The organism is Geobacillus sp. GHH01 (assembly GCF_000336445.1).
In the GTDB taxonomy this organism is placed as follows: Bacteria; Bacillota; Bacilli; order Bacillales; family Anoxybacillaceae; genus Geobacillus; species Geobacillus zalihae.
The window spans coordinates 717989-732760 of the sequence record NC_020210.1; the positions used below are offsets into that span (position 1 = coordinate 717989).

General features: G+C 54.7%; 12 protein-coding genes. 10 read left to right on the plus strand and 2 right to left on the minus strand.

All coding sequences use genetic code 11. From position 1 onward, the window contains the following. Positions 1–12: 12 nt before the first annotated feature. The 7 genes from argB to clpB all read left to right on the plus strand — a co-directional run bounded on the left by argB (position 13) and on the right by clpB (position 10230). On the plus strand, positions 13–789 hold the full coding sequence (gene argB, locus GHH_RS03660; protein ID WP_015374140.1) for an acetylglutamate kinase: 777 nt from the start codon (positions 13–15) through the stop codon (positions 787–789). Further along, positions 786–1946, plus strand: coding sequence for an acetylornithine transaminase (locus GHH_RS03665; RefSeq protein ID WP_015374141.1), 1161 nt, complete (start codon positions 786–788; stop codon positions 1944–1946). Before argB ends, GHH_RS03665 begins: the two co-directional genes overlap by 4 nt. A gap of 88 nt (positions 1947–2034) precedes the next feature. Further along, a complete protein-coding gene (locus GHH_RS03670) occupies positions 2035–3099 on the plus strand; it encodes a carbamoyl phosphate synthase small subunit (protein ID WP_015374142.1) in 1065 nt (354 codons plus the stop codon). Continuing rightward, complete coding sequence (locus GHH_RS03675; RefSeq protein ID WP_015374143.1) at positions 3092–6220, plus strand: carbamoyl phosphate synthase large subunit; 3129 nt, start codon at positions 3092–3094, stop codon at positions 6218–6220. The genes GHH_RS03670 and GHH_RS03675 overlap by 8 nt, the downstream gene beginning before the upstream one ends. Further along, positions 6217–7155 (plus strand): ornithine carbamoyltransferase, encoded by a 939-nt coding sequence (gene argF / locus GHH_RS03680; RefSeq protein WP_015374144.1) that lies wholly within the window; start codon positions 6217–6219, stop codon positions 7153–7155. The genes GHH_RS03675 and argF overlap by 4 nt, the downstream gene beginning before the upstream one ends. Before the next feature lie 193 nt (positions 7156–7348). Beyond that, entirely contained in the window at positions 7349–7528 is a 180-nt protein-coding gene (locus GHH_RS03685) for a YjzC family protein (RefSeq protein ID WP_011230299.1), read from the plus strand. Between the two features lie 107 nt (positions 7529–7635). Beyond that, positions 7636–10230, plus strand: a complete 2595-nt coding sequence (gene clpB / locus GHH_RS03690; RefSeq protein ID WP_015374145.1) for an ATP-dependent chaperone ClpB — start codon at positions 7636–7638, stop codon at positions 10228–10230. 464 nt (positions 10231–10694) lie between these two features. On the opposite strand, the gene GHH_RS03695 is transcribed toward clpB, so the two are convergent. After that, complete coding sequence (locus GHH_RS03695; protein ID WP_011230302.1) at positions 10695–10883, minus strand: YjzD family protein; 189 nt, start codon at positions 10881–10883, stop codon at positions 10695–10697. A gap of 133 nt (positions 10884–11016) precedes the next feature. On the opposite strand from GHH_RS03695, the gene GHH_RS03700 reads away from it, so the two are divergent. Continuing rightward, on the plus strand, positions 11017–11757 hold the full coding sequence (locus GHH_RS03700) for an alpha/beta fold hydrolase (RefSeq protein WP_020753723.1): 741 nt from the start codon (positions 11017–11019) through the stop codon (positions 11755–11757). A 164-nt stretch (positions 11758–11921) separates the two neighbouring features. Here the strand turns inward: GHH_RS03700 and GHH_RS03705 are convergent, their stop codons facing one another. Continuing rightward, positions 11922–12170, minus strand: coding sequence for a hypothetical protein (locus GHH_RS03705; RefSeq protein ID WP_015374147.1), 249 nt, complete (start codon positions 12168–12170; stop codon positions 11922–11924). Between the two features lie 254 nt (positions 12171–12424). On the opposite strand from GHH_RS03705, the gene GHH_RS03710 reads away from it, so the two are divergent. Together GHH_RS03710 and fabF are read left to right on the plus strand one after the other, a co-directional pair. Further along, on the plus strand, positions 12425–13357 hold the full coding sequence (locus tag GHH_RS03710) for a beta-ketoacyl-ACP synthase III (RefSeq protein WP_011230305.1): 933 nt from the start codon (positions 12425–12427) through the stop codon (positions 13355–13357). 40 nt (positions 13358–13397) lie between these two features. Next, positions 13398–14636: a beta-ketoacyl-ACP synthase II gene (gene fabF, locus GHH_RS03715; protein ID WP_015374148.1), complete on the plus strand. Its 1239-nt coding sequence runs from the start codon at positions 13398–13400 to the stop codon at positions 14634–14636. The last annotated feature ends 136 nt before the right edge of the window (positions 14637–14772 follow it).

Below are 14772 nucleotides of genomic sequence, written 5' to 3' on the forward strand. Positions count from 1 at the left end.
GGAGAGAGAACGATGGGGAAAACGGTCGTCATCAAATGCGGCGGCAGCGTGCTTGATGAGCTGTCTCCCGCCTTTTTTGCCAGCGTGAACGCAATGCGAAAACAAGGGATGGAGGTCGTCATCGTCCACGGCGGCGGGCCGGAAATCGGGCAAATGTTGAAAAAACTGGCGGTGCCGAGCGAGTTTGTCAACGGCTTGCGGAAGACGACGAAAGACGTGCTCGCGGTTGTGGAGATGGTGCTCTCCGGCAAAGTGAACAAACAGCTTGTGGCGGTGCTCAGGCAGAACGGCTTGCCGGCGGTCGGCGTTTCCGGCGTGGACGGGGGGCTGCTCGAAGCGGAACCGATTGACGTTGCTAAACTTGGCTATGTCGGCCGTGTGAAAACGGTTCGCTCCCGTCTTTTGCGCACGCTGCTTGAGGCGGGCTACATTCCGGTCGTTTCGCCGCTTGGCATCGACCAAAACGGGCAAACATACAACATTAACGCCGACACGGCGGCTGGGGCGGTCGCGGCCGCCATTGGCGCCAGCCAGCTCGCGTTTGTGACGAACGTGCCCGGAATTTTGCGAGACGGCGCGCTCGTGGCTGAGGCGACGGCGGAAACGATTGAACGACTGATCGAAGACGGCGTCATCACGGGCGGGATGATTCCGAAAGTGAAAGCGGCGCTGTCCGCCCTGTCCGATGCGCTGCCCGAGGTGATGATCGTCAGCGGCAAAACGACGTTTTACCAGAACGGAACATGGCACGGCACAACGATTCGCAAAGAAGTGGGGGTATATTTATGAGCGCGCTGTTTCCGACATACAACCGTTGGAAGATCGCCGTCCAAGCCGCGGAAGGGACGGTTGTGACCGATGTAAACGGAAAACAATATCTCGATTTTGTTTCCGGCATTGCCGTCTGCAATCTCGGCCATCGCCATCCGCATGTCCAAAAGGGCATTGAACAACAGCTGAATCAATATTGGCACGTCTCGAACTTGTTTACGATCCCGATTCAAGAAGAGGTCGCCTCCTTGCTTGTCGCCCACAGCGCCGGCGATTATGTTTTTTTCTGCAACAGCGGGGCGGAAGCGAACGAGGCGGCGCTGAAGCTGGCGCGCAAACATACCGGGAGACACAAAGTCATTACGTTCCGCCAGTCGTTTCACGGCCGGACGTTCGCGACCATGGCCGCGACCGGGCAGGAGAAAGTGCATAGCGGTTTTGGTCCGCTGCTTCCGGAATTCATTCACTTGCCGCTGAATGATGTCGACGCTCTCAAGCAGGCAATGAACGAAGAAGTGGCCGCGGTGATGCTTGAGGTCGTCCAAGGGGAAGGGGGGGTCCGCCCGGTGGATCCGGCGTTTTTGCAAATAGCGTCGGAGCTGTGTCAACAGTACGGGGCGCTCCTGATCATCGACGAAGTGCAAACCGGCATCGGCCGGACCGGAAAGCCGTTTGCTTACCAGCATTTCGGCGTGGAGCCCGACATCATCACCGTGGCGAAAGGACTTGGAAGCGGCATTCCGGTTGGTGCGATGATCGGCAAAGCGTTTTTGAAAGAGTCGTTTGGGCCTGGCGTGCACGGGTCGACGTTTGGCGGCAACCCGATCGCGATGGCCGCTGCCAAGGCGACGTTAGAAGTGGTGTTCGATCCGGCGTTTTTGCAAGAGGTGCAAGAAAAGGGGAGCTACTTGCTCGGACGGTTAAACGAGGCGCTCGCCCCGCTTGACATCGTCAAGGACGTGCGCGGGCTCGGGCTGCTTGTCGGGGTCGAGTGCCAAACGGACGTCGCACCGCTGTTGCCATTGATTCATGAAAACGGCTTGCTTGTCCTCTCGGCGGGGCCGAAGGTGATCCGCCTGCTGCCGCCGCTTGTCGTGACGAAAGCGGAAATCGATGAAGCGGTGGACATTTTAACAAACGTGTTGAACAACGCCAACGCCTCAGCCGTCTTGTAAACGGACGGCCGACGGCTTAATTTTTATTCCTGTTCATGCATAAAAATTCTTAAACGGTTATAAAAACTCAAACGATGAGGTGGCGCCAATGAAAGCGTACTTGCATGTGGCGAGCGGAAAAACGTTCAGCGGCGAGCTTGCCGCTCCGCTTGAAGAAAAGGTGAGCGGGGAGATCGTTTTTTTCACCGGCATGACCGGTTATCAAGAAGTGTTGACCGACCCGTCGTATAAAAACCAAATCATCGTTTTTACGTACCCGCTGATCGGCAATTATGGCATTAATGAAGACGATTTTGAAAGCAAGCGGCCGCACGTCGAAGCGGTCGTCGTCTACGAAGCGAGCAGCACAGGATTTCATTATGGGGCGAAATACAGCTTGGCAGAATACTTGCAGCATTGGAACATTCCGCTTCTTGCGCACGTGGACACGCGCGCCCTTGTGAAAGAAATCCGCACCGCTGGGACGATGATGGCGGAATTAAGTTTGTCGCCCATTCCAGCAGTTGCGGATGAGGAAGCGGCGTTTCCAGTGCGCGCGGTGTCAACGAAAACGATCGAAACATACGGCGAAGCCGGGCCGCATTTGGTGCTCATCGATTTCGGCTATAAAAAGTCGATTTTGCAGTCGCTCCTTGCACGCGGCTGCCGGGTGACGGTCGTGCCGCATGATACGGCGCCGGAAGCGATTGACGCGCTGAAACCGGACGGGCTTGTCCTCTCGAACGGCCCAGGCGATCCGAAACAGTTAAGCCATCAGCTTCCCGCTATCCGTCAGCTTATCGACCGGTATCCGACGCTTGCGATTTGCCTTGGCCATCAGCTTGTCGCCTTAGCGTACGGGGCGGATACGGAAAAACTCCGCTTCGGGCACCGCGGCGCCAATCAGCCGGTGTGGGACGCCGGGAAGCAAAAAGTAATGATGACATCGCAAAATCATAGTTACGTCGTCAAAGAGGAAAGCTTGGCGGGCAAGCCGTTTGACATCCGCTTCATCAACGTCAACGACGGCTCGATCGAAGGCATCGTCCATCGCCATAAACCGATTTTGTCGGTGCAATATCACCCGGAGGCGCATCCGGGGCCGCAAGATACCGGCTATATTTTCGACGAATTTTTGCAAACCGTGTTCAAGGGAGAGAACGTGTATGCCTAAAGATTCTTCGCTTCAGTCGATTCTCCTGATCGGGTCGGGGCCGATTGTCATCGGCCAGGCCGCCGAGTTTGATTATTCCGGCACACAAGCGTGCATTGCCTTAAAGGAAGAAGGATATCGCGTCATTTTAGTGAACAACAATCCGGCGACGATCATGACCGATGAAGTTCATGCCGATGCCGTGTATTTTGAACCGCTCACCGTCGATGCGGTCGAAGCGATTATTGCCAAAGAACGCCCGGACGGGCTGCTCGCCACGTTCGGCGGCCAGACAGGGCTCAACTTGGCGTTTCAGCTGCATGAAGCCGGCGTGCTTGAAAAGTATGGGGTGAGACTGCTCGGAACACCGATTGAAGCGATCAAGCGCGGGGAAGACCGCGAAGCGTTCCGCGCGTTAATGCATGAGCTTGGCGAACCGGTGCCGGAAAGCGAAATTGTCACAAGCGTTGAGGAAGCGGTCGCGTTTGCCGAACAAATCGGTTTTCCGATCATTATTCGTCCCGCGTATACGCTCGGCGGGACGGGCGGCGGCATTGCCGAGAACATGGAGCAGTTTCTCGCGATCGTGGAGAAAGGGCTCGCCGAAAGCCCGATCCGCCAATGTTTGATCGAACGGAGCGTCGCCGGGTTTAAAGAAATTGAATACGAAGTGATGCGCGACCAGTCGAATACGTGCATCACGGTTTGCAATATGGAAAATGTCGATCCAGTCGGCATCCATACGGGCGATTCGATCGTCGTCGCACCGTCGCAGACGTTGACCGATGAGGAGTACCAAATGCTTCGTTCTTCAGCAGTGAAAATTATTTCCGCCTTAGGGATCATCGGCGGCTGCAACATTCAGTTCGCCCTTGATCCGAACAGCAAACAATATTACTTAATCGAAGTCAACCCGCGCGTCAGCCGCTCGTCAGCGCTCGCGTCCAAAGCGACCGGCTACCCGATCGCCCGCATTGCGGCGAAGCTGGCGGTCGGCTATACGCTCGCGGAACTCGTCAATCCGGTGACGAAAACGACGTACGCCAGCTTCGAGCCGGCCTTGGACTACGTCGTCGTCAAGTTCCCGCGCTTGCCGTTTGACAAGTTCCCGCACGCGGACCGGAAGCTCGGTACGCAAATGAAAGCGACCGGGGAAGTGATGGCGATCGACCGCAATATGGAGCGGGCGTTCCAAAAAGCGGTGCAGTCGCTCGAAGGCAAAAACAACGGACTGTTTTTGCCAGAGCTTTCGGCGAAAACGGATGACGAGCTGAAACAGCTGCTTGTCGACAAAGACGACCGCCGCTTTTTCGCGATTTTGGAACTGCTCCGCCGCGGGGTGGCGGTCGAAGCGATTCACGAATGGACGAAAATCGACCGCTTTTTCCTTGCTTCGTTCGAACGGCTCGTGGCGCTCGAAAAACAAGCGGCAGCCACCACGATTGATACGATCGATGAGCCGACGTTGCGCTTCTTGAAAGAAAAAGGGGCAAGCGACGCCTTTTTGGCCGAAACGTGGGGCGTGACGGAGCTTGAGGTGCGCAACAAGCGGAAGGAACTTGGCATCGTGCCGTCATACAAAATGGTCGACACGTGCGCGGCCGAATTTCATTCGGAAACGGATTATTACTACTCGACCTATTTCGGCGAAGACGAGCGGAAGAAAGCGAGCGGCAAGGAGAAAGTGCTGATCATTGGAGCCGGACCTATTCGCATCGGCCAAGGCATTGAGTTTGACTACAGCTCCGTTCATAGCGTGTTCGCCTTGCAAAAAGAAGGCTATGAAACGGTGATGATCAACAACAATCCGGAAACCGTGAGCACCGACTTTGCCGTCGCCGACCGCCTGTACTTTGAGCCGCTTACGTTAGAGAGCGTCCTCGATGTCATTGAAGCGGAACAAATCAAGCATGTCATCGTTCAGTTTGGCGGACAGACGGCGATCAATTTGGTCAAAGGTCTTGAAGAAGCCGGTGTGCCGCTGCTTGGCGTCACCTATGATATGATCGACCAGCTCGAAGACCGCGACCGCTTTTATCAGTTGCTTGAAGAGCTTGACATTCCGCACGTGCCTGGCCTAATGGCGAACGACGCTGAGGAGCTCGCCGCCAAAGCGGCCGAAATCGGCTATCCGGTGCTGCTTCGCCCGTCGTATGTCATCGGCGGCCGCGGCATGTTCATCGTCCGCGATGAAGTCCAGCTTGCGGCATTGGTGGAGCAAGGCGAGTTAACGTATCCGATTTTAATTGACGCGTACTTGGATGGGAAAGAAGCGGAAGCGGACATTGTGACGGATGGAATAGACATCGTGCTGCCGGTCATCATTGAACATGTCGAAAAAGCCGGCGTCCACTCCGGCGACAGCTATGCTTGGCTGCCGGCGCAGACGCTCACAGACGAAGAAAAAGCGAAAATCATCGACTATGCGGGCCGGATTGCGAAAAAACTTGGCTTTAAAGGAATCATGAACATTCAATACGTCATTGCGGACGGCAATGTATACGTCCTTGAAGTGAACCCGCGCGCGAGCCGGACGGTGCCGATCGTCAGCAAAACGACCGGCGTGCCATTGGCGCAAATTGCGACAAAGTTATTGCTTGGGAAATCACTCGTCGACATCGTTGACGAAAAAGCTCGCGGATTGGCGGTCATGCCGTACGCCGTGTTAAAGTATCCGGTCTTTTCGAGCCATAAGCTGCCGGGGGTTGACCCGATGGTTGGACCGGAGATGAAATCGACCGGTGAAGGCATCAGCATCGCAGCGACGAAGGAAGAAGCGGCGTACAAAGCGTTTTACGCGTACTTGCGAAAGAAAGCAAACGCCAATGAAATGTATGTGATTGGCGGCATCGATGAGACGCTGGCCGCGGAAATCGAAGCGAAACAGCTTGTGATCGTGCCAGATGTCCCGTTTGCCGATTGGGTGAAGCGCGACACGGCGCTCGCGGTGATCAACTTGGGCAAAGAGGAAGACGAGGCAAACAAACGAATGACTGCGTTGTCCCGACAATTGCTCGTCTTCACGGAACGTGAGACATTGAAGCTCTTCTTGCAGGCGCTCGATGTCGATCATCTTGACGTGCAGCCGATCCATGGCTGGTTGGAAAAGAAAAAACAGGCAGAACAGGCGGTGATCGCATGAATGCAGTGATGTCATTAAAAGGGAGAGACTTTTTAACGCTTCTTGATTTCTCGACAGAAGAAATTTTGGACTTGTTGGCGCTAGCAGCCGATTTAAAAGCGAAACAAAAAGCCGGTGTATCGTATACGCCGCTTTCCGGCAAAACAATGGCGATGATTTTTGAAAAGCCCTCAACGCGCACGCGCGTGTCGTTTGAAGTCGGCATGATCCAGCTTGGCGGCCAGGCGATGTATTTAAACGGCAACGATTTGCAGCTTGGCCGCGGTGAAACGATTGCGGATACCGCGCGCGTCTTGTCGCAATACGTCGATGTCATTATGATTCGGACGTTTGCCCATCAAAAAGTCGAGGAATTGGCCGAGTATGCGTCCGTTCCGGTCATCAACGGCTTGACGGACGACGATCATCCCTGCCAGGCGCTGGCGGATTTGCTGACGATTTACGAGGCGAAAAAAACGTTCCAAGGCGTCAAGCTCGCCTATGTCGGCGACGGCAACAACGTCGCCAACGCCTTGCTTGTGGCCGCGGCGAAAGTTGGCATGAATGTCGCCATCGCCTGTCCGCCAGGCTATGAGCCGAAGGCAGAATATGTCGAGGCAGCGCGCCAGATCGGCGAGAAAACCGGGGCAACCGTTGTGGTGACGCACGACCCGCTTGTAGCGGTGGCGGGGGCGGATGCCATTTATACGGATGTCTGGACGAGCATGGGCCAAGAAAGCGAAAGCGCCGAGCGGCTTAACGTGTTCCAGCCGTACCAAGTGAATGAAGAGCTCGTCAAAGCGGCGAAGCCGGATTACCTCTTTTTGCATTGCCTGCCGGCCCATCGCGGCGAAGAAGTGACGGCCGGCGTCATGGACGGCCCGAACTCGGTCGTATTTGAGCAGGCCGGCAACCGGCTTCATGCCCAAAAAGCGATTTTAGTGTCGATCCTATAGGAAAAAGGAATTCCCGTTTCGGGAGTTCCTTTTTTCTTTTTTTGCAAAGAAAAGGATTTCCATGAGGAAGAAACGTTTTTATTGTGAACGGCTTGACGCTCCGTGTGCGGCGGCCCCATCATTTCCCTTCTTATGAACAGCGGCAAAACCGGGAATGCTAACAAATGCAATCGAAGCAAGGGGGATGAAACAAATGGGCCAACCGCGCCATTTCAAACCAGGGGATAAAGCGCCGAACAACGGCGTGTACATTGAAATCGGCGAAACGGGCGACAATGTAAAACACCCGAAAAAGCTGAAACTGAAAGCCGGCGATACGTTCCCGGAAACGTCGAACCATAATCGACATTGGACGTATTTGCGCAAACCGTGAAGTACAACAAAAGCCATTCCAAGTATGGAGTGGCTTTTGATTTGCCGTGTGCTTCGCGATCGGCTATAATGATTTATGGTCAAAGAAGGTCAAATGGAGGGAACGGCATGGACGCAAGCCGTTTGACGGAAAAACTGCAAGAGGCGCTGATGGCGGCGCAGTCGCTCGCCAAAGAACGACATCATCAACAGCTTGATGTCGAGCATCTCCTGATTGCGCTGCTCGAACAAGAAGGCGGCTTGGCGCCGCGGCTGTTTGCCCTTTGCGGCGCCGACCGCGCTCAGGCGATCCGCTGGCTGCAAGACCGGCTTCGCCAAAAGCCTGAAGTGCATGGGGCGGACGGGCAGCTGTATGTTGCGCCCGCCTTAGCGCGGCTGCTTGAGGAGGCGGAAAACGAAGCGAAACGAATGCAAGATGAGTACATATCGGTCGAACATGTGCTGCTCGCGCTGTCTCATGGCGCCGAGCCGGTTGCCCGGCAACTGGCATCGTTTGGCTTGACAGAGGAAGCACTGGTAGAAGCCGTGAGAAAGGTAAGGGGGAATCAACGCGTGACGAGTCCACATCCGGAAGCAACCTATGAAGCGTTGGCCAAATACGGGCGCGATCTTGTCGCCGAGGCGAAGGCGGGAAAAATCGACCCGGTCATCGGCCGCGACAGCGAAATTCGCCGCATCATCCGCATTTTGTCGCGGAAGACGAAAAACAACCCGGTGTTGATCGGCGAGCCGGGCGTCGGGAAGACCGCTATTGTCGAAGGGCTCGCTCAACGCATCGTGCGCAAAGACGTCCCGGAAGGGCTGAAAGACAAAACGATTTTCGCTCTTGATATGAGCGCGCTCGTCGCCGGAGCAAAGTTTCGCGGTGAATTTGAAGAACGGCTGAAAGCGGTGCTCAATGAAATCAAAAAAAGCGACGGCCGCATCATTTTATTTATTGACGAACTGCATACAATCGTCGGCGCCGGCAGAGCGGAAGGGGCGATTGACGCCGGCAATATGCTCAAGCCGATGCTTGCCCGCGGCGAGTTGCGCTGCATCGGGGCGACGACGCTTGATGAGTACCGGCAATACATCGAAAAAGACCCGGCGCTCGAGCGCCGCTTCCAACAAGTGCTTGTCCAAGAGCCGAGTGTCGAGGACACGATTTCGATTTTGCGCGGATTGAAAGAACGGTATGAAGTGCACCATGGAGTGAAAATCCACGATCGCGCGCTCGTCGCGGCCGCCGTTTTGTCCGACCGTTACATCTCTGACCGCTTTTTGCCTGACAAAGCGATCGATTTGGTCGATGAAGCGTGCGCGACGATCCGGACGGAAATGGAATCGATGCCGTCGGAGCTGGACGAAGTGATGCGCCGCGTCATGCAGCTTGAAATTGAAGAGGCGGCCTTAAGCAAAGAAACGGACGAAGCGAGCCGCGAGCGGCTTGCGGCATTGCAAAAAGAACTTGCCGATTTGCGTGAAAAGGCGAACGCCATGAAAGCGCAATGGCAAAAAGAAAAAGAGGCGCTTGACCGCGTCCGCCGTTTGCGCGAGGCGCTCGAGCGGGCAAAACGCGAACTGGAAGAGGCGGAAAACGAGTATGATTTAAACAAGGCGGCGGAGCTTCGCCATGGCCGCATTCCGCAGTTGGAAAAGCAACTCAAACAGCTCGAGCAAGAAATCAGTGAGCAAAGTGAAGGGAAATTGCTGCGCGAGGAAGTGACGGAAGAAGAGATTGCCGAAATCGTGTCACGCTGGACGGGCATTCCGCTCACCCGCCTCGTCGAGGGAGAGAGAGAAAAGCTGCTTCGCCTTCATGAATTGCTGCATAGACGGGTCATCGGTCAAGACGAAGCGGTCGAGCTTGTCGCTGACGCCGTCTTGCGGGCGCGGGCCGGCATGAAAGACCCGAACCGCCCGATCGGATCGTTTTTGTTCCTCGGACCGACCGGCGTCGGCAAAACGGAGCTGGCCAAAGCGCTCGCCGAGGCGCTGTTTGACAGCGAGGAGCAGCTCATCCGTCTTGACATGTCCGAGTATATGGAAAAACACGCCGTCTCCCGCTTGATCGGAGCGCCGCCTGGCTATGTCGGCTATGAGGAAGGCGGCCAGCTGACCGAGGCAGTGCGGCGCAAGCCGTATTCCGTTCTGTTGTTCGATGAAATCGAAAAAGCTCATCCGGACGTGTTCAACATCCTGCTGCAGCTGCTGGATGACGGACGGCTCACCGATTCGCAAGGGCGGACGGTCGACTTTAAAAACACGGTCGTCATTATGACATCGAACATCGGATCGCCGCTGTTGTTGGAAAACAAACAGGGCGACATCGATGAAGAAACGCGCAAACAAGTGTTTGACCAACTGCGCGCCCATTTCCGCCCAGAATTTTTAAACCGGATCGACGATATCGTCTTGTTTAAACCATTGTCGATGAATGAAGTGAAAGGCATCGTCGAAAAGTTCGCCCGCGAGCTGTCGGCCCGTTTGGCCGATCGGCATATCGAACTCGTGCTGACCGAAGCGGCGAAGCAATACATCGCCGAAGCGGGCTTCGACCCAGTATACGGCGCCCGCCCGCTCAAACGGTTTATGCAAAAGCAAATCGAAACGCCGCTTGCGAAAGAGCTGATCGCTGGGCGGGTGAAAGATTACAGCACCGTCACGGTCGATGTTGACAACGGGCAGATCGTCATTCGTCCGTCGGCGCAAACGAGCTGAAGGGGGCGCCGCCGACGCGGAGAGACGTGCTTCCTGTCTGCCGGGTTGGTCGCATTGTTTGAGCATGGACGGAAAACACAAGTCTAGATCAATAGGGATGGAATGCTCCTCCATTGACACCTATATAGATGCAACGAAAAAGTTTAACATATCCTTGATGGAAAAGTCGCTTGTCCATTTTTCGACTGTCGAAGGCAAGCCACAGGCTTGCCTCCGTCACGCCAAGGCGTGACGGAAGACCGAACAACCACCCGCTTCACAGACCCATAACCCATACATGGGTCTGAAAGCGGCGTTGTTCGGTCGCCCGACAGTCGATCAAATGCTCGGTAAAAGCTACAAATGTTAAAGCTTCAAATTGCATCTATATATAGGTGTTGAAGTGGGAGGATTCTCGGTTAAAGATGACAAAAAACAACGCCTTGGGACTTTCACCCCAAGGCGTTGTCTTATGAAGCGAATGATCAATGATGGTGATCCCCGGCCGGCTCGTCCGGAATCAGGGCTGCAATCACGAAGACTAAGATCGTCACGATGACGCCAAGCAAAGCACCGGTTGCGAAGTTATAGCCGATCCCTTGCATCGAGCCCATGACGTACGTTGCCATTTGCACGAGCAAAAACGTCCAAAAAAACGTCCAAAACAAGCGCATCTTTGTTCCTCCCATCTTCTCGTCATTCCTTTTCTTATCTTATCACAATTTGTCGCGTAGGCATATACCCGGACGTTTTTTTTGGCCGCGCATATCGTATACTGTACCATTATGCATTGCCAAACAAGGGTGAATGGAAACGATGGCAGGACAACGGCGGTTTTTTCAACTCGATGAGCAATGGTGCATCGTTCACGTGCCGGAGCGCCCAAATGGGTTTGCCCTTTTTTTAATGGGCGACGGCGACCATTTTGTGAACGAACAGACGAGTTTTTGGCTCGAACATCCGGGGCGGCGCCAATGGCTGGGAGATTGGTTGAAACGTGGGTATACGGTCTTTTCGTCCCATTTGTACGGCCGGCATTGGGGAAGTCCGAAAGCGGTCCGGCTGGCGCGCCAGCTCATTTACTCGGTGTTGAAAAGCGAAATTGTGAACCAGCGCATCTATATCGTTGCCGAAGGAATGGGCGCGCTCGTTGCCTTGCAACTGCTTGGCGCCATGCCAAGTCAAATCCGCGCCGTCGCCATGATCAACCCTTGCCTTGACGTACGCGCCCAGCTTGACTATGAACAAGAACATCCATTCGTGTACCGGCGGATGGTGAGGGAAATCGCGACTGCCTATGGCTTGAAAGAAGAAGAGGTGCCGGAGGCTGTTCCGTCCCTCTTTCTCAGTCCTCATGACGTTCCGGTGACGATTTGGCAGCTGGCCGGAGTGAGCCCGTATCCATCCGCCTTGCATAGCCGTAAATATGAACAATGGATGAAAACGACAAACAACCGGGTGCGCGTCGTTTACGAGCTGCCGGAGAAACGGCGCCAACTGGCTCGGCAAATCGGGCAATTTTTCTGCCAATACAATGAACTCCCGTAAACGATAAGGGCAGGAGCTGACTCAAAAGCTCCTTTTTGATGAAATTTCACCCAAGTATTGAAAAGACCACCTCTGACCCCTTGGTTGTACCGGGTTTTCAAGGTGGTCTATTTTTCCATGTTGCCTCAGATAGGGGTATTACCGCTTTTTTGGATCAGCCCCTGCTATTTTTTCAATAAGTCGACGAGCGAGGTGATCTTTTTCACGAGCGGTTTTAATTGTTGCCATGAGTCGGCTAGCGTATTGACGTTTTCAAACAGCTTCATGAAATCGATGTTCGGCAGTAAAGGCGGTTCTGCCCCGCTCCCTTGATCTTCGCGCTCGCCGGTTGCGCGAGAAGGAAAAGATCCGAACATTAGACGGGAAAAATGGTCTTGCCGTTCGCGACGTTGTTGCGCTTCGCCGTTGGCCATGGGCGATCCTCCCTTTCATGCGATGGTTGCTCGTATTTGTATTGTATGGCAGAAAGGAAAAAGCGGTTTGGACAAATGCCTTAGGGGAACGGAAAGCGCTCGTTCAACTTTCGTTTTCTATTGCGCATCCACGCTCTTTCGGCTAAAATTAGTACCAAGTAATAATAATTGGTGATGTATACTGATTGTACATTCAAGTTTGGTTGTCAGCGTGAGCATTTTTTCGCCATTTTGGGAAAGAGGAGATGGACCATATGGGAGCAGGAATTATCGGGGTCGGCCGCTATGTGCCGGAGAAAGTGTTGACCAACTTTGATTTGGAAAAAATGATGGATACATCGGATGAATGGATCCGAACGCGCACCGGGATCGAGGAGCGCCGCATCGCCGCGGATGACATTGATACGTCCGATATGGCGTATTTTGCCGCCAAAAGGGCGCTTCAAGACGCTGGCATGGAGGCGAAGGACATTGATCTCATTTTAGTTGCCACTGTCACCCCGGACCGTCCGTTTCCGTCGGTCGCTTGCATGCTGCAAGAGCGGCTTGGCGCCGTCAACGCCGCTGCGCTTGATATTAGCGCTGCCTGCGCGGGGTTTATGTACGGGATGGTCACGGCCGCCCAATTTATTGACACAGGCGCCTACAAGTATATATTAGTAGTGGGGGCAGACAAACTATCGAAAATCACCGATTGGACCGACCGCAACACGGCGGTGCTGTTCGGCGACGGCGCCGGAGCGGTCGTCATGGGTCCGGTGTCGCCCGGGCGCGGGATTTTATCTTTCGAGTTGGGAGCTGACGGAACAGGAGGAAAACATTTATACAAAGACGAATATATCGTCATGAACGGCCGTGAAGTATTCAAGTTCGCCGTCCGGCAAATGGGAGAATCAAGCGTGCGTGTGCTTGAAAAAGCCGGGCTCACGAAAGACGATGTCGACTTTCTCATTCCGCATCAAGCGAACATTCGCATCGTCGAAGCGGCCAGACAGCGGCTCGAGCTGCCAGAAGAGAAAATATCGACAACCATCCGTCGATATGGCAACACGTCGGCCGCATCTATTCCGATTTCGCTTGTAGAAGAGTTGGAAGCGGGCAAAATCCATGACGATGATCTCATCATTATGGTCGGCTTCGGCGGCGGGCTGACGTGGGGCGCGATCGCTTTGCGCTGGGGCCGTTAACGGCACGTATATTATCGAAATAAAAGGAGAGACGGAAACGATGGAAAAAAGACGAGTCGTCGTGACAGGCATAGGCGCCGTCACCCCGCTTGGGAATGACGCAGAAACGACGTGGAAAAACATCATCGCCGGCCAGTCCGGCATCGACATTGTCACTCGCGTCAATCCGGACGACTTTCCGGCGAAAGTGGCGGCGGAAGTGAAAGACTTCGATCCGTCGCTGTTTATCGACCGCCGCGAGGCGCGGAAGATGGACCGATTTACCCAATTCGCCGTCGCGGCGGCGCTCATGGCGGTCAAAGATGCCAATCTCGACATTCATGAAAGCAACGCTGAACGGGTCGGCGTCTGGATTGGTTCTGGCATCGGCGGCATGGAGACGTTTGAACAGCAGTTTGAGATTTTCCAGCAGCGCGGTTATCGCCGAGTGAGCCCGTTTTTCGTGCCAATGATGATCCCGGATATGGCCGCTGGGCAAGTATCGATCATCCTCGGAGCGAAAGGGATCAATTCGTGCACGGTGACCGCTTGCGCGACCGGGGCGAACTCGATCGGTGATGCGTTTAAAGTCATTCAGCGCGGCGACGCCGATGTCATGATCACCGGCGGGACGGAAGCGCCGATTACGAAAATGTCGTTCGCCGGTTTTTGCGCCAATACGGCTCTTTCAACCAATCCAGATCCAAAAACGGCGAGCCGCCCATTTGACAAAAACCGCGACGGTTTCGTCATGGGTGAGGGAGCAGGCATCGTTGTTCTTGAGGAATTGGAGCACGCGTTGCGCCGCGGCGCGAAGATTTACGCCGAAATTGTCGGTTACGGTGCGACCGCTGATGCGTACCATATCACCGCGCCGGCGCCGGGCGGCGAAGGCGGCGTGCGGGCGATGCGCCAGGCGCTTCAAGACGCTGGCCTGAAGCCGGAGGAGATCGATTACATCAACGCCCACGGCACGAGCACCGAGTACAATGATAAGTATGAGACGGCGGCGATCAAAGAAGTATTCGGCGATCATGCCTATAAGCTCGCTGTCAGCTCGACGAAGTCGATGACCGGGCATTTGCTCGGGGCGACCGGTGCGGTGGAAGCGATTTTCTCCGTGCTGGCGATCCGCGACGGCATCATTCCGCCGACGATCAACTACGAAACACCGGATCCGGAATGCGACCTCGACTATGTGCCGAATGAAGCGCGCAAGCAAGACGTGCGTGCGGTCTTAAGCAACTCATTTGGATTTGGCGGCCATAATGCGACATTGATTTTTAAAAAATATGTGTAATGGATGAAAAGGAGAGCCTTGGTTGAGCAGAGCTGAAAACGCGTGACTAACGGCGGGTTCGGTTCAGCGTCAGGCTCTCTTTTTTGTTTTGTTTCACCGTCTTTTCCCTGCCGACATAACGTAAGAGAAAAGGAGG